A 16,855-nucleotide genomic window follows, 5' to 3' on the forward strand; every position below is an offset into this window, starting at 1 on the left:
TACAGGAGCCCGGGGGTACCCGCATCGGCTGTGTCAGCCCTTGCGGAACACCAGCGTGCCATCTTCCGCGTCGACCTGGATGGTGTCGCCGCTGCCGAACTCGCCCGACAGGATCTTCTGCGCCAGCGGGTTCTCCAGTTGCTGCTGGATCGCGCGCTTGAGCGGCCGCGCGCCGTACACCGGGTCGAAACCGACATTGCCGAGCAGCGTCAGCGCCGCGTCGGACAGCTCCAGCTTCAGCCCGCGCTCGGTCAGTCGCCGCTCCAGCCCGCTCATCTGGATCTTCGCGATCTCCCGGATCTGTGCCTTGTCGAGCGGGTGGAACACGACGATGTCGTCGAGCCGGTTGATGAACTCGGGGCGGAAATGGCCCTGCACCACGCCCATCACGGCGGCTTTCATCTGGGTGTAACTCTCGGGTGTGTCATCGCCGTCCATGTCCTGGATCATCTGGCTGCCGAGGTTGGACGTCATGACGATCACGGTGTTGCGGAAGTCGACCGTACGGCCCTGGCCATCGGTCAGCCGGCCATCGTCGAGCACCTGCAGCAGGATGTTGAACACATCCGGGTGCGCCTTCTCGACCTCGTCGAGCAGGATCACGCTGTACGGCCGCCGCCGCACGGCCTCGGTCAGGTAGCCGCCCTCCTCGTAGCCGACGTAGCCCGGGGGCGCGCCGACCAGCCGGCTGACCGCGTGCTTCTCCATGAACTCGCTCATGTCGATGCGGATCATCGCGTCGGTGCTGTCGAACAGGAACTCGGCCAATGCCTTGCACAGCTCGGTCTTGCCGACGCCGGTGGGGCCGAGGAACAGGAACGAGCCCGACGGCCGGTCCGGATCGCTCAACCCGGCGCGTGAACGCCGCACCGCATCGGACACGACCCTGATCGCCTCGTCCTGGCCGACCACGCGCGAATGCAGGTGCTGCTCCATCTGCAGCAGCTTCTCGCGCTCGCCCTCGAGCATCTTCGACACCGGGATACCGGTCCAGCGCGCGACCACCTCGGCGATCTCCTCGGCGGTCACGCGGTCCTGCAGCAGGGTGAAACCCTTGGTCTCCGCTTCCTGCGCAGCCTTGAGCTGTTGCTCCAGTTCGGGGATTCGCCCGTACTGCAACTCGCTCATGCGCGCGTAGTCCTGCCGGCGCTGCGCGGCCTCGAGTTCGAGCCTGGCGGCTTCGATCTGCTCCTTGATCTTCGTCGCGCCCTGCAAGGTCGCTTTCTCGGCCTTCCAGATCTCCTCGAGGTCGTTGAACTCGCGTTCCAAGGTGTCGATCTCGGACTCCAGGTCCGCCAGCCGCTGCCTGCTCTCGGCGTCCTTCTCCTTCTTCAGCGCCTCGCGCTGGATCTTCAGCTGGATCAGGCGGCGTTCCTTGCGGTCCAGCTCCTCGGGCTTGGAGTCGATCTCCATGCGGATGCGCGAAGCCGCCTCGTCCATCAGGTCGATCGCCTTGTCGGGCAGCTGGCGGTCGGCGATGTAGCGGTGGCTGAGCGTGGCCGCGGCGACGATTGCCGGGTCGGTGATCTCGACGCCGTGGTGCACGGCGTACTTCTCCTTGAGCCCGCGCAGGATCGCGATGGTGTCCTCCACGCTGGGCTCGCCGACGAACACCTTCTGGAACCGGCGCTCCAGCGCGGCGTCCTTCTCGACGTACTTGCGGTATTCGTCCAGCGTGGTCGCGCCGATGCAGTGCAACTCGCCACGCGCCAGCGCCGGCTTGAGCATGTTGCCCGCGTCCATCGAACCCTCGGCTTTTCCCGCACCAACCATCGTGTGCAGCTCGTCGATGAACAGGATGATCTGCCCCTCGTTCTTCGACAGGTCATTGAGCACGCCCTTCAGGCGCTCCTCGAACTCGCCGCGGAACTTGGCGCCTGCAATCAGTGCGCCCATGTCCAGCGACAGCAGTCGCTTGCCACGCAACCCCTCGGGCACCTCGTTGTTGATGATGCGCTGGGCCAGCCCTTCGACGATCGCGGTCTTGCCGACGCCCGGCTCGCCGATCAGCACCGGGTTGTTCTTGGTCCGGCGCTGCAGCACCTGGATGGTGCGGCGGATCTCCTCGTCGCGGCCGATCACCGGGTCGAGCTTTCCCGACTCCGCGCGCGCGGTCATGTCGATGGTGAACTTCTCCAGCGCCTGGCGCTGGTCCTCGGCGTTCTCCGACTGCACGCTCTCGCCGCCGCGGACCTTGTCGATCGCCGCCTCGATGCGCACCTTGTCGGCGCCGGCAGCCTTCAGCGCGCGTCCCAACTCGCCACCGTCGTCGAGCGCGGCCAGCACGAACAGTTCCGACGCGATGAACGCATCGCCGCGCTGCTGCGCGAGCTTGTCGGTGACGTTGAGCAGCCGCGCCAGGTCATTGCCGACGCTGACGTTGCCGGCCTGCCCGCTGACCTTCGGCAGCTTCTCCAGCGCCTCGCCGAGCCGTTCGCGCAGCAGCGGCACGTTGACCCCGGCCTGCGACAGCAGCGGGCGGGTGCTGCCGCCGGACTGGTCGATGAGCGCGGTCATCAGGTGGGCCGGCTCGATCACGCTGTGGTCGCGCCCGACCGCAAGCGACTGTGCGTCGGCGAGCGCCTGCTGGAAGCGCGAGGTGAGCTTGTCCATTCGCATGGTGGGTTCCTCGATTCGGGGCGGCGCAACGCCGCGATGTCCCGGGAATGCGGGCTGCGGCGCCGTGGTTCAAGTTCCCGGCCAACCGCGTGCACCCGATGCTTACACTCCCGTGCTCACAATCGCGTGCATGGATGCCCCCGCCCATCTGCCGCCACCCCCGGCGATCGCCGACGACTGGGCACTGTTCCTGGATGTCGATGGCACGCTGCTCGAGTTCGCCGAGTCGCCCGAGCTGGTGCGCGTGCCACCGGGGCTGGTCGACATGCTGGCATCGCTGCAGCGACGCCTCGATGGCGCACTGGCCCTGGTCAGTGGACGCCGGCTGGCGCAGCTCGACCAGTTGTTCACGCCGCTGCGCCTGCCCACCGCCGGACTGCACGGACTGGAGCGCCGCCACGCCGACAACCACATCGATCCGCCGACCCCGCCCTCGCTGCTGGCCATCCTGCAGCGCAAGGCCGAGCTCGTCAGCGAACGTTTCCCCGGCGCGCTGGTGGAAGACAAGGACTCGACCATCGCGCTGCACTGGCGTGGCAACCCGGATGCCGAACAGCCCCTGCGCGACCTCGCCGAGACGGCGCTGCCATGGCTGCACGACTACCGCCTGCAGGCCGGCGACGGCGTGATCGAAGTGCGCCCGGTCGGCACCGACAAGGGCGACGCGATCGCGGCCTTGCTGGACGAGCCGCCGTTCGCCGGCCGCCTGCCGGTATTCGTCGGCGACGACCTCACCGACGAACACGGTTTCGAAGTCGTGCTCCGGCACGGTGGACTGGCGGTGCTGGTCGGCGACCGCCAGCCCAGCCTCGCGCGCCATCGCCTGCCGGACATCGCCGCGGTGATGGCGTGGCTGCGCATGTCGGCACCATGAAGCCGGCGCCCGGCAACCAGGCGCTCGACCTCGGGATGGTCGGCAACGGCGGCTTCGCCGCGCTGATCGATGCACACGCACGCGTGGTCTGGGGCTGCGTGCCGGCGTTCGATGGCGATCCCGCCTTCTGTGCGTTGCTGCAGCCAACCGCCCACCCCGGCGGCGACTTCGCGATCGAGCTGGAGGACCTCGCCAGCGCCGAGCAGCACTACCTGCCCAACACCGCGGTACTGCGCACGATACTGCGCGACCGCCATGGCGCCGCCGTGGAGGTCACCGACTTCGCCCCGCGCTGGCGCCAGTACGACCGCTTCTACCGGCCGGTGATGCTGGCCCGCCACCTGCGACCCCTGGCCGGCAGTCCGCGCATCCGGGTCCGGCTGCGACCGCTGGGCGACTACGGCGCGCTGCAACCGGAGACGACCTGGGGCAGCAACCACATCCGCTACCTGGTGCCCGGCTTCACCCTGCGCCTGACCACCGACGCGCCGGTGCGACTGGTGCGCGAGCAGCGCCCGTTCGTGCTCGAGCGCGACCTGCACCTCGTGCTCGGTCCCGACGAAACCCTGACCCAGCCGGTCGCCGATTTCGTCCACGGCGCCCAGCAACGCACCGTCGGCTACTGGCGCGACTGGGTGCGCTCGCTGTCGATCCCGCTTGACTGGCAGGAGGCGGTGATCCGCAGCGCGATCACCCTCAAGCTGTGCCAGTACGAGGAGACCGGCGCGGTGGTCGCGGCGATGACCACCTCGATCCCCGAGGCCGCACACAGCGAGCGCAACTGGGACTACCGCTATTGCTGGCTGCGCGACGCGGCGTTCGTGGTGCGCGCGCTCAACCGGCTCGGCGCGACCCGGACGATGGAAAGCTACCTGGGCTACGTGTTCAACATCGCAAGCACCGAGGACGTGGAACTGCAGCCGCTGTACGGCATCGGCTTCGAGGCCGAGCTGGCCGAGGACGAGGTCGACAGCCTCGCCGGCTACCGCGGCATGGGGCCGGTGCGGCGTGGCAACCTGGCCTGGCTGCAGAAGCAGCACGACGTCTATGGCAGCGTGGTGCTCGCCTCGACCCAGCTGTTCTTCGACCTGCGGCTGGAGCACCCGGGCGATGCGGCGATGTTCGAACGGCTGGAACCGTTGGGCGAGCGCGCCTTCGCATTGCACGACCAGCCCGACGCCGGCCTGTGGGAGTTCCGCGGCCGCGCCGAGGTGCACACCTACTCCAGCGTGATGTGCTGGGCGGCCTGCGACCGGCTGGCGCGGATCGCCGTGCACCTGCGCCTGCCCGGGCGCGTGCGGTACTGGCGCGAACGCGCCGACGTGATCCATGCGCGGATCATCAAAGAGGGTTTCGATGCCGGACTTGGCCATTTCGTCGACACGTTCGGCGGCGAGCGTCTCGACGCCTCGCTGTTGCTGCTGGCCGACTTCGGTTTCATCAAGGCCGACGACCCGCGCTTCGTCGGCACGGTCGAGGCGATCGGCCGCGACCTGAAACGCGGCCACGGACTGTTCCGCTACATCGCGCCGGACGACTTCGGCGTGCCGGAGACCAGCTTCACCATCTGCACGTTCTGGTACATCGACGCGCTCGCCGCGATCGGCCGGATCGACGAGGCGCGCGAGCTGTTCGAGGCCGTGCTGCAGCGGCGCAACCCGCTCGGGCTGCTGTCGGAGGACCTCGCGTTCGAGGACGGCGAGGCCTGGGGCAACTTCCCGCAGACCTACTCGCACGTCGGCCTGATCATCGCCGCGATGCGCCTGAGCCGCTCGTGGCAGGAGGCGACATGAGCCGGCTGGTGGTGGTCTCCAACCGCGTCGCCCTGCCCGACCAGCCGCAGTCCGGGGGGCTGGCGGTGGCGTTGCAGGCGGCGCTCGACGAGACCGGGGGCCTGTGGTTCGGCTGGAGCGGCCGGATCGCGCCCGGGCAATCGGGCGAGTTGCATGAAGAGAGCCGCGGCGACATCGACTACGCCACCCTCGACCTCTCCCAGCGCGACCACGACGACTACTACAACGGCTTCGCCAACCGCACGCTGTGGCCGCTGCTGCACTTCCGGGTCGACCTGGTCGACTACAGCCGCGAGACCTACGCCGCCTACCGCCGGGTCAACGCGCTGTTCGCCGAGAAGCTCGCGCCGCTGCTGCGCGAGGACGACATCGTCTGGATCCACGACTACCACCTGATCCCGCTGGCGGCGCTGCTGCGCGAACACGGGGTGCGCTGCAAGCTCGGCTTCTTCCTGCACGTACCGATGCCGTCGTCGGACCTGCTGGCGGCGCTGCCGCACCACAAGCGGCTGTTCGAAGGGCTGTCGGCGTACGATCTGATCGGCTTCCAGACCGAGCGCGACCTGGAGCGCTTCCAGGACTACGTGCGCCTGTTCGGCCGCGGCCAGGTGATCGAGAGCGGGGTGCTGGAAACGGCCGGTGGGCGGCTGTTGCGCGCCGGTGCCTTCCCGATAAGCATCGACACCGGCCACATCGAGCAACAAGCCGCTGCGGCGGTCGGCAAGCCCAGCTTCCAGCGGCTGGCACGCAGCCTGTCCGGCCGCGCGCTGGCGATCGGCGTCGACCGGCTCGACTACTCCAAGGGCCTGCCCGAGCGCTTCCGCGCGTTCGAGCGCTTCCTGCAGCAATACCCGGACCAGCTCGGCAAGCTGACGTTCCTGCAGATCGCGCCGGTGTCGCGCGGCGATGTGCTCGAGTACCAGAGCCTGCGCAGCGAGCTGGAGCGGCTCTCGGGCCACATCAACGGCGGCCATGCCGAGCCCGAGTGGACGCCGATGCGCTACGTCAACCGCAACTTCCCGCATGCCTCGCTGACCGGCTTCTACCGGCTCGCCGGGATCGGCCTGGTGACCCCGCTGCGCGACGGCATGAACCTGGTCGCCAAGGAGTACGTGGCCGCGCAGGACCCCGACGACCCCGGCGTGCTGGTGCTGTCGACCTTCGCCGGCGCCGCCCGCGAGCTGGAGGGTGCGCTGCTGGTCAACCCCTACGACCTCGACGGCGTCGCCGCCGCGATCGCCCGCGCCGCCGGGATGTCACCGCGTGAACGCCGCGACCGCTGGCAACCGATGATGGAGCGGCTGCGCAAACACGACATCACCGCCTGGCGGCGCGGTTACCTGGACGCGTTGCGCGCCGCGTAAGCCGCAGGTCCGCCTCGAACCCCCTGTAGGAGCGGCTTCAGCCGCGATCGGGAGCCGGTGCGGGCGAACGACCCTCCGATCGCGGCTGAAGCCGCTCCTACAAGAGCCCGTGAGTCCGTGGTGGTGAATGCCGGTTACCCCGCGGGATCGATCCAGATCACGCTCGCCATCCGTCCGGTGCGCTGGTCGCGGCGGTGCGAGTAGAACCGGCCGGGATCGCCGATCGTGTCCAGCCCGCCGCCGTGGACGTTGCCGGCGCCGATCCCGGCGCGTTCCAGCCACCGTCGCGCGAGCGCGTACAGGTCGACCCGCCAATGGTGCGGCCGGGTGCTGGTGAATGCGCTGCCGGCGGACCAGTCCTGCGCGACGAAGCCGTCGTAGACCTCGACTCCGACCTCGTAACTCGCGGGTCCCGCCGCCGGGCCGAGCCACGCCAACAGCCGCTCCGGCGGGGTCCGCATCGCGGCCACCGTGGCTTCGAGCACACCGGCCGCCAACCCACGCCAGCCCGCATGCGCGGCGCCGACTTCGCTTCCGTCGTCGGCACAGAACAGCACCGGCAGGCAGTCGGCGGTGAGGATGGCGAGGACGGTGCCGGGAGTGGAAGTGACTGCTGCATCGGCTTCCGGCTCGCTGCCGCTCGCGCCCCCACCCCGACCCTCTCCCGCAAGCGGGAGAGGGAGCACTGCTTTCCCTTCTCCCGCTTGCGGGAGAAGGTGCCCGAAGGGCGGATGAGGGCGCGCGCCAGCGCGAAACACCCCGGTCCCATGCACCTGCCGCAGCCACACCGGCGCCGACGGCAATCCGCCGACCTCGACCAGCTCCGCCCGGTTGCGCGCCACCGCTTCGGCCGCGTCACCGCAGCGCGAGCCCATGTTGAAGTGGTCGAACGGCGCCTCCGACACCCCGGCACCGTGCCGCAGGGTGGTGAAACCATGTACCCCGCGCGGCGCGGGCCAGTCGGCCGGCAGCAGCGCGGGTGCCATCGTCAGCGATTCCGTTCCGCGAACGCGCGGCTGTCGTCCTGCAGCGCCTTCACCAATGCCTGCATGTCGGCCGGCATCGGTGCGCTGCAGCGCACCGGCTCGCCGCTGGCCGGGTGCATGAACTCCAGCGTCTCCGCGTGCAGCGCCTGCCGCTTGAATCCGCGCAACGCGGCGACCAGTTCGTCGGTCGCGCCGCGCGGAAGCTTCAACGATCCGCCGTACAACCTGTCGCCGATGATCGGATGCTTCAGGTGCGCCATGTGGACGCGGATCTGGTGGGTGCGGCCGGTTTCGAGCCGGCATTCCAGCAGGGTGTGGGCGCGGAAGCGCTCGCGCAGGCGGTAGTGGGTGATCGCGTCGCGGCCGTCCTCGCGCACCGCCATGCGGATGCGGTCGCGCGGGTGGCGGTCGATCGCGGCGTTGGCGGTACCGCCCGACACCAGCGCCCCGGACACCACCGCCAGGTACTGCCGGTGCACGTCGCGCGCCGACAACTGGGCGACCAGGGCGGTGTGGGCGACCAGCGTGCGGGCGACCACCATGACTCCCGACGTGTCCTTGTCGAGCCTGTGCACGATGCCGGCGCGCGGCAGCGCGTTCAGGTCCGGGTCGCGATGCAGCAGGGCGTTGACCAGGGTGCCGGTCGGGTTGCCCGCGCCGGGATGCACCACCAGCCCGGCCGGCTTGTCGATCACGATCACGTGCTCGTCCTCGAACAGCACGTCCAACGCGATATCCTCCGGCTCCGAACGGGTCTGCACGTCCAGCACCACGCTCAGGCTGACCGCCTCGCCGCCGCGGACCGGGTCGCGCGGGCGCACCTGCTGGCCATCCAGCAAAGCGTCGCCGGACTTGATCCAGGCCGACAGCCGGGAGCGCGAGTAGTCCGGGAACAGCTCGGCCAGCACCGCATCGAAGCGGCGACCGGCGGCGGTCTCGGGAATCACGGCGTGGAGGTCGACGGCGGGTTCGGTCATGGGGGCTTTGGGGGTCTGGACGCCAATGGGGCGCGGTTAAGGGCGCGGGGCGTGGGACTGCTATTATCGGCGCTTCGTGCCCCCGGCGCCCGTTGACTTCGACCATGACCCATCGCTTCGCCCCGCGGCACCCTGTCGCGCGCACCGTCATCCTGCTGCTGACCCTCGCCCTCTTCGCCAGCGGCTGCGCCCGCTTTGGCAAGATGTTCAAGGACGAGGACGCCAACGAGGGGGTGCCGGTCGAGGAGCTGTACGACAAGGCCCACACCTCGATGACCCGCGGCAACTGGGCCGACGCCGCCACCACCTTCAAGCGGCTCGTGGCGCAGTACCCCTACGGTCCCTACACCGAGCAGGCGCTGGTCGAGACCGCCTACGCGCAGTACAAGTCGGGCAAGCACGAGGAGGCGATCAGCAGCATCGACCGCTTCCTGCGCACCTACCCGACCCACCGCATGGCGTCGTACATGTACTACCTGCGCGGGCTGGTGAACTCCAGCCGCGACACCGTATTCCTGCAGAAGGTCTGGCACCTGGACGCCAGTCGCCGCGACCTGGCCACGCCGATGCAGGCCTACAACGACTTCGCGATCGTGACCGACCGCTACCCCAACAGCCGCTATGCCGCCGACGCGCGCCTGCGGATGGCGACGCTGCGCGACCTGTTCGCCCGCCACGAACTGGAAACCGCGCTGTACTACCTGCGCCGCACCGCCTACGTCGCCGCCGCCGACCGCGCAACCTACCTGCTGGAAACCTACCCGCAGAGCCAGTACCAGAACGATGCCGTCGCCACCATGGCGGCAGCCTACGACGGACTGGGCAACGAGCAGCTCGCCGCCGACGCCCGCCGCGTGCTGGAACAGAACGAGCCGGACCACCCCTTCCTCTCCGGCGACTGGCCGGACTACCCGACCATCTTCCGCAAGCTCAACCCGTTCGCGGGCGACAAGTCGGCGCTGGATAACGACGAGTAGCCGATCATTCGGACCAGATAAAAGACGCCGCCTCCGGGCGGCGTTTTTTTTGCCCGTCGATCCGATGCCGTTGTAGTAGCGGCTTTAGCCGCGATCGGGAATCGTGTGGCCATGCCCACTCCCGATCGCGGCTAAAGCCGCTACTACAAACCCTCCCTAGCCCTTGTACCCGTTGCTGATCGGGTACCGGCGCTCGCGGCCGAATGCCCGCCGCGACACCTTCGGCCCCGGCGCGGCCTGGTGCCGCTTCCACTCGCTGATCCGTACCAGGTGCAGCACCCGGTCGACGGTGTCGGCCGCGAAGCCGGCGGCGGTGATCTCCTCGCGCGACTGCTCCAGGTCGATGTAACGCGCCAGGATCGCGTCGAGCACGTCGTACGGCGGCAACGAGTCCTGGTCCTTCTGGTCGGCGCGCAGTTCTGCCGACGGCGGCCGCTCGATCACGCCGACCGGGATCACCGGGTCGCCGACCGTGTTGCGCCAGCGCGCGAGCTCGTAGACTTCGGTCTTGTACAGGTCCTTCAGCGGCGCATAGCCGCCGGCCATGTCGCCGTAGATCGTCGCGTAACCAACCGCGTACTCGCTCTTGTTGCCGGTGGTCAGCAGCAGGCCGTGGAACTTGTTGGTCAGCGCCATCAGCATCGCGCCGCGGGTGCGCGACTGCAGGTTCTCCTCGGTGGTGTCGACCGGTTCGCCCTCGAACAGTTCGGCGAGGGTGTCGAGGTAGCCCTGGAACGGCTTCTCGATCGGCAGCGTCAGCAACCGCACGCCCTGCTCGGCGCACTGCTCGGCGGCGAGGTCGTTGGACATGGCTGCGGTATAGCGCGACGGCATCGCCACCGCGGTGATGTTTTCCGCACCCAGTGCATCGACCGCGATCGCCAGGCAAACCGCCGAATCCAGCCCGCCCGACAACCCCAGCCACGCCTTCCTGAAACCGTTCTTGAGCGCATAGTCGCGGGTGCCGCGCACCACCGCGCGCCAGGCCAGCGCATCCCGGCTCTCGTCGCCGTCCTCCATCCACTCCACCGCGCGGAAGCCACGCGTCTCCGGATCGAAGTCGACCACCAGCATCTGTTCGGTGAACGCCGCCGCAGCCGGGCGCACGGTGCCGTCGCCGTCGGCCACCAGCGAGCCGCCATCGAACACCACCGCATCCTGCCCGCCAACGCAATTGACGTAGGCGATCGATACGCCGAACCGGCGCGTCGCATCCTCCAGCAGCGCATCGCGGCGCGCGTGCTTGTCACGCTCGAACGGCGAGGCGTTGATCGACAGGATCAGCTCGGCGCCGGCCTCCACCGTGGTGTGCAGCGGCTCGGCGAACCACATGTCCTCGCAGACCAGCACCCCGCAGCGCACGCCGTTGACCTCGAACACGCAATCGCCACCATCGGGATCGACCACGAAGTAGCGGCGCTCGTCGAACACCGCGTAGTTGGGCAACTCGCGCTTGCGGTAGGTCCGCTCGATCCGCCCGTCGCGCAGGATGCTGGCCGCGTTGTAGACCACCGGGCCATGCGACTCCGGCCAACCAACAATGGCGGTGATGCCGGTGGCGGCCGCGGCGACGCGCTCCATCGCCCGGTGGCAGTCGTGCAGGAATCCCGGCCGCAACAACAAGTCCTCCGGCGGATAGCCGCTGAGCGCAAGCTCGGGAAACAGCACCAGATCGGCACCACACTCGTCACGCGCCTCGGCAATGAACTCGATGATCCGCTCGGCATTGTCGAACACGGCGCCGACCGGAAAATCGAACTGGGCAAGGGCGATGCGGATGGGCTGGCTCATGGCGGTGTCTTTTGGGTTCCGAGCGGACATTGTTCCAGAATGCCCACGGTACGGCGCGCCCCGTGAAGGCACCGGCCGTGGACGCCACAACGAAAAAGGCCACCCGGAGGTGGCCTTTTTCACGACGCTGCAGCGGGCTTACTTCGCCAGCCGCTTCGCGATCGCCACGCCGAGGTCGCCGGGCGACTTCACCGTGGTCACGCCGGCCTTCTCCATCGCGGCGAACTTGCCTTCGGCGGTGCCCTGCCCGCCCGACGCGATCGCGCCGGCGTGGCCCATGCGCTTGCCCTTGGGGGCACTGGCACCCGCGATGAAGCCGACCACCGGCTTGGTCACGTACTCGGCGATGAACTCCGACGCTTCCTCTTCGGCCGAACCGCCGATCTCGCCGACCATGATGATGCCCTCGGTCTGCGGGTCGTCCTGGAACAGCTTCAGGCAGTCGATGAAGTCCAGGCCATGGATCGGGTCGCCGCCAATACCGATGACGGTCGACTGGCCGAGGCCGGCGTCGGTGGTCTGCTTGACCGCTTCATAGGTCAGGGTGCCCGAGCGCGACACGATGCCGACCTTGCCGACGGTGTGGATGTGGCCCGGCATGATGCCGATCTTGCACTCGCCGGGGGTGATCACGCCGGGGCAGTTCGGCCCGATCAGGACCACGTCGTCGTAACCCTGCAGGGTGTTGTTGACCCGCAGCATGTCGAGCACCGGGATGCCCTCGGTGATGCAGACGATGACCCGGATGCCGGCGTCGGCCGCTTCCAGGATCGCGTCGGCCGCGAACGCCGGCGGCACGTAGATCACCGACGCATCGGCGCCGGTGTCGTCGACCGCATCGGCGACGGTGTTGAAGACCGGCAGGCCGAGGTGCTCGGTGCCGCCCTTGCCCGGGGTCACGCCGCCCACGACCTTGGTGCCGTAGTCGAGCATCTGCTCGGCGTGGAAGGTGCCCTGGGTGCCGGTGAAGCCCTGCACGATCACCTTGGTGTTCTTGTTGATCAAAACGCTCATGTCAGCTCCGCCTCACTTGCCCGAGACGGCGGCAACCGCCTTCTTGGCGCCATCGTTGATGTCGTCGGCCGGCGTGATCGCCAGGCCGGAATTCTTCAGCAGTTCCTTGCCGGCTTCGACGTTGGTGCCGGCCAGGCGCACGATCACCGGCACCTTGACGTCGACTTCCTTGACCGCGGCGATGATGCCCTCGGCGATCATGTCGCAGCGGACGATGCCGCCGAAGATGTTGACGAAGATCGCCTCGACCTTGTCGCTCGACAGGATCAGCTTGAACGCCTCGGTCACGCGCTCCTTGGTGGCACCACCGCCGACGTCGAGGAAGTTCGCCGGCTCGCCGCCGTTGAGCTTGATCACGTCCATGGTCGCCATCGCCAGGCCGGCGCCGTTGACCATGCAGCCGATGTTGCCGTCCATCGTCACGTAGTTGAGGTCGTGCTGGCTCGCGGCGACCTCGGTCTCGTCTTCCTGGCGGATGTCGCGCATGGAAACCAGATCGGCGTGGCGGAACGAGGCGTTGTCGTCGGAATTGACCTTGCCGTCGAGCACGGCGAGGTTGCCGTTGGTCAGGATCGCCAGCGGGTTCAACTCCACCAGCGCCAGGTCCTTCTCGTTGAACAGCTTGTACAGGCCCAGCATGATCTTGCTCAGCTGGTTGGTCTGCTTGCCGGTCAGGCCCAGCGAGAAGCCCAGCTCACGGCACTGGTACGGCTGCAGGCCCTGCACGTAGTTGACGTTGATGGTCTTGATCGCGTCGGGGTTCTCGGCGGCGACGGTCTCGATGTCGACGCCACCCTCGGCCGAGGCGATGAAGGTGATCGACTGGGTGCCACGGTCGACCAGCACCGACAGGTACAGTTCCTTGTCGATGTCGGTGCCTTCGGAGATCAGCACGGTGTCGATCGGCAGTGCCACGCCGGCCGACTGGTAGGTCTCCATCTTCGTGCCAAGCATCGCCGCGGCGTACTGCCGGACCTCGTCGAAGTTCTTCGCCAGCTTGACGCCGCCGGCCTTGCCGCGGCCACCGGCGTGGATCTGGGCCTTGACCACCCAGAGGTCACCGGGGATCGACTTGGCCGCTTCGACCGCTTCTTCGGGAGTGCGCGCGATGCGCCCGGCCGGCACCGCGATGCCGTAGTCGGCAAAGAGCTGCTTTGCCTGGTATTCGTGAAAATTCATGCGTCATCCGAGGGGAGTTGAAGACATCCCACGCGGAGGCGACCGATGGACGGCGCGGGCGCGAGGGGGCCGGGCATTGTCGCCGATCGGGGCGGGCCGGGCAAAATGTGGCCCGGGACGCGCCTATACTCGGGCGGGGACACACCGGGGATACATCGCTTTGCCGACAGCCATCGCCGCCATCGAGGTCGACGACGCCGACAGCGCGCTGCGCCGGGAGTTGTACTTCTACACGCTGTACCGGCTGCTCGAGGCGTCGATGCTGGTGCTGGTGGTGTTCGGCCCGGTCGCCGACATGATCGGCCCGCCGCGGCACGACCTGCTGGCGCGGACGGTGGCGCTGTCCTACCTGTTCCTGTCGGCGTTGCTGTTCCTGTTCGGGCGCCGCGGCGAGCTGCGTGGCAACGCGATGGCCGGCATCGCCACCGACCTGTTCTTCGGCCTGCTGGCGATCCACGCGATCCCGGTCGCCGGCACCGGCATCGCGCTGATGCTGATGTTCAACGTCGGCGCCGCCGCGCTGCTGCTGCCGGCGCGCTACGGCCTCGGCGCGGCGATGGCCGCCGTCGTCGGGATCATGGTGGAGTACTTCTGGAGCACCGCGGTCGACGAAAGCCCGCGGATGCTGGCCGAGCCGCTGATGTTCTCGGTCGGCTATCTCGCCATCGCCACCCTGACCAGCATCCTCGGCCGCCAGATGCGCGCCAGCCACGACCTGGCCGCGCGGCGCGGGGTCGAGACCGCGCACCTGACCGAGGTCAACGAACTGATCATCCGGCGCCTGCGCACCGGCGTGCTGCTGGTCGACGGCCACGACCAGGTGCGGCTGGCCAACGAGGCCGCGATCCTGCTGCTGGGCGACGCCGGCGAAGGCCACCGCGACATCGGCGTCGCGCTGCCGGAGCTGGCCCGCCGCCTGACCGCGTGGCGGGTGGACGGCAAGGCCGACGAGACCCCGCTGCAGATCGCCTCCGACCAGCCCGAGGTCGTGCCGCGCTTCACCCGCCTGCTGGCCGGCAGCGACCAGACCCTGGTGTTCCTCGACGACACCTCGCTGGTCTCGCGCCGCGCCGAGTCGATGACCCTTGCCACGCTGGGCCGGTTCTCGGCCAGCCTCGCGCACGAGATCCGCAACCCGCTGGCGGCGATCAACTACGCGGTGCAGTTGCTGGAGGAGTCCGACGACGTCGCCACCGCCGACCGCCGCCTGCTGGAGATCATCCGCCAGCAGGGCGTGCGCATGAACGGCATCGTCGAGAACGTGCTCGGCCTGGCCCGGCGCGAACCGGCCAAGCCCGAGCACGTCGAACTGGTCGCCCTGACCCGCCACTTCGTCGACGACTACCGCGCCGGCCATCCGCTCGAGGACGACAGCCTGCGCGCCACCGCCAGCCAGCCGCGCATCCCCACCATGATCGACCCGCGCCAGTTGCACCAGGTGCTGACCGTGCTGGTCCACAACGCATTGATCTACGGCCGGATGCCCGGCGAGCCCGCCCGGGTCGGCATCCACGTCCACCTCGACAACCACGACCAGCCGATCGTCGACGTGGTCGACCGCGGCCCCGGCATCGCCGAACGGGTCGCCCAGCAGCTGTTCCGGCCGTTCTTCACCACCTCCGGCCATGGCACCGGCCTGGGCCTGTATATCGCCCGCGAGCTGTGCCGCGCCAACCAGGCCTCGCTCGACTACGTCCCGCTGCCGGCCGGCGGCAGTTGTTTCCGCATCCGCCTTGCGGGCTCGACCCTCAAGGGCCGCAGCCGTGACCCCGAAAAGCTTTAAGATGGCCGGGATATCGGAGGGTCGGATGGCTGAAACACGAAGTGCACTGGTGGTCGACGACGAGCGCGACATCCGCGAGTTGCTGGTCATGACATTGGGACGGATGGGCTTGCGGTGCGACACCGCGTCGAGCCTGGCCGATGCGCGCGCCCACCTGTCGCGCAACCAGTACGACCTGTGCCTGACCGACATGCGGCTGCCGGACGGCTCGGGCATCGATCTGATCGCCGAGATCACCCAGTTGCACCCCAACACCCCGGTCGCCATGATCACCGCCTTCGGCAACGTCGAGGCCGCGGTCGAGGCGCTCAAGGCCGGCGCGTTCGACTTCGTCGCCAAACCGGTCGAACTGGCCGTGCTGCGCGACTTGGTCCGCCACGCGCTGGAGCTCAACGAAGCCGGCAGCAAGACCGCCGCCGACACCGTCGCCTCGCGCCTGTACGGCGACTCCCCGGCGATGACCAGCCTGCGCCAGACCATCGCCAAGGTTGCCCGCAGCCAGGCCCCCGTCTACATCGCCGGCGAGTCCGGCGTCGGCAAGGAACTGGTCGCCCGCACCATCCACGCCGAGGGCGGCCGCGCCACCGGGCCGTTCGTGCCGGTCAACTGCGGCGCGATCCCGTCGGAGCTGATGGAGAGCGAGTTCTTCGGCCACAAGAAGGGCAGCTTCACCGGCGCCCACGCCGACAAGCCCGGCCTGTTCCAGACCGCCGACGGCGGCACCCTGTTCCTCGACGAGGTTGCCGAACTGCCGCTGGCGATGCAGGTCAAGCTGCTGCGCGCGATCCAGGAAAAGTCGATCAAGCCGGTCGGCGCGAATGCCGAAGTCGTGGTGGACGTGCGCATCCTCTCGGCGACCCACAAGGACCTCGCGCCGATGGTGGCCGACGGCCGCTTCCGCCAGGACCTCTACTACCGCATCAACGTCATCGAACTGCGCGTGCCGCCGCTGCGCGAGCGGCTGGAAGACCTGCCGGGCCTGTCGCAGAAGATCCTCGAGCGCCTCGCCGCCGGCCTCGGCCGCGACGCCCCGCGCCTGTGCGACGACGCCCTCGAGGCACTGCAGGGCTACCCGTTCCCCGGCAACGTGCGCGAACTGGAGAACATCCTCGAACGCGCCCTGGCACTGGCCGAGGGCGAATGCCTCGACGCCGACGACCTGTGCTTGCCGAAGTCGCAGGGCGCCGCCGCGTCGGTGGTGCCCCGCACCCCGCAGGCCAGCGCCGCAGCCGCCGGCATCGACCCGCGCACCGTCGACCCGCGCGACACCGCCACCAGCGCCCTGCCCTCGTACATAGAGGAGATCGAGCGCGCCGCCATCCAGCACGCCCTGCAGGAGAACCGCTACAACAAGACGCGTACCGCGGCGGCACTGGGCATTACGTTCCGGGCGCTGCGGTACAAGTTGAAGAAGCTGGGGATCGACTGAGGCGGACGCACGGCGCACAGCCCTCCCGTTTTTGGCATCAGAGACCCTACTCGCTGAATGCCGCGATGC

The 16,855-nt window shown here is 68.9% G+C and carries 12 protein-coding genes; 6 read left to right on the forward strand and 6 right to left on the reverse strand.

The genetic code is table 11. The annotated features are described in order from the left end of the window. Positions 1–33 precede the first annotated feature (33 nt). The gene (gene clpB, locus ACT9F5_RS06480; RefSeq protein WP_445119068.1) at positions 34–2,619 is read right to left on the reverse strand and encodes an ATP-dependent chaperone ClpB; all 2,586 of its coding nucleotides are present in this window, start codon (positions 2,617–2,619) and stop codon (positions 34–36) included. Positions 2,620–2,749: 130 nt separating this feature from the next. Between clpB and otsB the strand changes: the two genes are divergently transcribed. Genes otsB through otsA form a run of 3 tightly spaced genes read left to right on the forward strand, consistent with a single transcriptional unit; the run spans position 2,750 to position 6,650 of the window. Next, on the forward strand, positions 2,750–3,493 hold the full coding sequence (otsB, locus tag ACT9F5_RS06485; protein ID WP_445119069.1) for a trehalose-phosphatase: 744 nt from the start codon (positions 2,750–2,752) through the stop codon (positions 3,491–3,493). Then, on the forward strand, positions 3,490–5,286 hold the full coding sequence (locus ACT9F5_RS06490; RefSeq protein ID WP_445119070.1) for a glycoside hydrolase family 15 protein: 1,797 nt from the start codon (positions 3,490–3,492) through the stop codon (positions 5,284–5,286). The genes otsB and ACT9F5_RS06490 overlap by 4 nt, the downstream gene beginning before the upstream one ends. Beyond that, positions 5,283–6,650, forward strand: coding sequence for an alpha,alpha-trehalose-phosphate synthase (UDP-forming) (otsA, locus tag ACT9F5_RS06495; protein ID WP_445119071.1), 1,368 nt, complete (start codon positions 5,283–5,285; stop codon positions 6,648–6,650). The genes ACT9F5_RS06490 and otsA overlap by 4 nt, the downstream gene beginning before the upstream one ends. A 134-nt stretch (positions 6,651–6,784) precedes the next feature. Here otsA and pgeF read toward each other — a convergent pair whose 3' ends face one another. Both pgeF and rluD read right to left on the reverse strand, forming a co-directional pair. Further along, positions 6,785–7,636, reverse strand: coding sequence for a peptidoglycan editing factor PgeF (pgeF, locus tag ACT9F5_RS06500; protein ID WP_445119072.1), 852 nt, complete (start codon positions 7,634–7,636; stop codon positions 6,785–6,787). Between the two features lie 2 nt (positions 7,637–7,638). Further along, complete coding sequence (rluD, locus tag ACT9F5_RS06505; RefSeq protein ID WP_445119073.1) at positions 7,639–8,613, reverse strand: 23S rRNA pseudouridine(1911/1915/1917) synthase RluD; 975 nt, start codon at positions 8,611–8,613, stop codon at positions 7,639–7,641. Positions 8,614–8,717: 104 nt separating this feature from the next. Between rluD and ACT9F5_RS06510 the strand changes: the two genes are divergently transcribed. Beyond that, on the forward strand, positions 8,718–9,590 hold the full coding sequence (locus ACT9F5_RS06510) for an outer membrane protein assembly factor BamD (protein ID WP_445119074.1): 873 nt from the start codon (positions 8,718–8,720) through the stop codon (positions 9,588–9,590). A gap of 156 nt (positions 9,591–9,746) precedes the next feature. Here ACT9F5_RS06510 and ACT9F5_RS06515 read toward each other — a convergent pair whose 3' ends face one another. The 3 genes from ACT9F5_RS06515 to sucC all read right to left on the reverse strand — a co-directional run bounded on the left by ACT9F5_RS06515 (position 9,747) and on the right by sucC (position 13,574). Next, positions 9,747–11,381 carry an NAD+ synthase gene (locus ACT9F5_RS06515; RefSeq protein ID WP_445119075.1) on the reverse strand — a complete coding sequence of 545 codons (1,635 nt, stop codon included), beginning with the start codon at positions 11,379–11,381 and terminating at the stop codon, positions 9,747–9,749. A 138-nt stretch (positions 11,382–11,519) separates the two neighbouring features. Continuing rightward, complete coding sequence (gene sucD / locus ACT9F5_RS06520; RefSeq protein ID WP_445119076.1) at positions 11,520–12,395, reverse strand: succinate--CoA ligase subunit alpha; 876 nt, start codon at positions 12,393–12,395, stop codon at positions 11,520–11,522. Between the two features lie 12 nt (positions 12,396–12,407). Next, a complete protein-coding gene (gene sucC, locus ACT9F5_RS06525; RefSeq protein ID WP_445119077.1) occupies positions 12,408–13,574 on the reverse strand; it encodes an ADP-forming succinate--CoA ligase subunit beta in 1,167 nt (388 codons plus the stop codon). A gap of 160 nt (positions 13,575–13,734) precedes the next feature. On the opposite strand from sucC, the gene ACT9F5_RS06530 reads away from it, so the two are divergent. Both ACT9F5_RS06530 and ACT9F5_RS06535 read left to right on the forward strand, forming a co-directional pair. Continuing rightward, positions 13,735–15,357 (forward strand): ATP-binding protein, encoded by a 1,623-nt coding sequence (locus ACT9F5_RS06530; RefSeq protein ID WP_445119078.1) that lies wholly within the window; start codon positions 13,735–13,737, stop codon positions 15,355–15,357. Positions 15,358–15,382: 25 nt separating this feature from the next. Continuing rightward, complete coding sequence (locus ACT9F5_RS06535; RefSeq protein ID WP_445119079.1) at positions 15,383–16,786, forward strand: sigma 54-interacting transcriptional regulator; 1,404 nt, start codon at positions 15,383–15,385, stop codon at positions 16,784–16,786. Positions 16,787–16,855 lie beyond the last annotated feature (69 nt).

It is taken from the genome of Lysobacter sp. F6437 (genome assembly GCF_052547215.1).

Bases quoted from the DNA above. Each gene is read 5' to 3' on its own strand.
- ACT9F5_RS06490 (WP_445119070.1), top strand. From the start codon at position 3,490: ATGAAGCCGGCGCCCGGCAACCAGGCGCTCGACCTCGGGATGGTCGGC.
- ACT9F5_RS06535 (WP_445119079.1), top strand. From the start codon at position 15,383: ATGGCTGAAACACGAAGTGCACTGGTGGTCGACGACGAGCGCGACATC.
- pgeF (WP_445119072.1), bottom strand. From the start codon at position 7,636: ATGGCACCCGCGCTGCTGCCGGCCGACTGGCCCGCGCCGCGCGGGGTA.
- rluD (WP_445119073.1), bottom strand. From the start codon at position 8,613: ATGACCGAACCCGCCGTCGACCTCCACGCCGTGATTCCCGAGACCGCC.
- ACT9F5_RS06510 (WP_445119074.1), top strand. From the start codon at position 8,718: ATGACCCATCGCTTCGCCCCGCGGCACCCTGTCGCGCGCACCGTCATC.
- otsA (WP_445119071.1), top strand. From the start codon at position 5,283: ATGAGCCGGCTGGTGGTGGTCTCCAACCGCGTCGCCCTGCCCGACCAG.
- clpB (WP_445119068.1), bottom strand. From the start codon at position 2,619: ATGCGAATGGACAAGCTCACCTCGCGCTTCCAGCAGGCGCTCGCCGAC.
- sucD (WP_445119076.1), bottom strand. From the start codon at position 12,395: ATGAGCGTTTTGATCAACAAGAACACCAAGGTGATCGTGCAGGGCTTC.
- ACT9F5_RS06515 (WP_445119075.1), bottom strand. From the start codon at position 11,381: ATGAGCCAGCCCATCCGCATCGCCCTTGCCCAGTTCGATTTTCCGGTC.
- sucC (WP_445119077.1), bottom strand. From the start codon at position 13,574: ATGAATTTTCACGAATACCAGGCAAAGCAGCTCTTTGCCGACTACGGC.
- otsB (WP_445119069.1), top strand. From the start codon at position 2,750: ATGGATGCCCCCGCCCATCTGCCGCCACCCCCGGCGATCGCCGACGAC.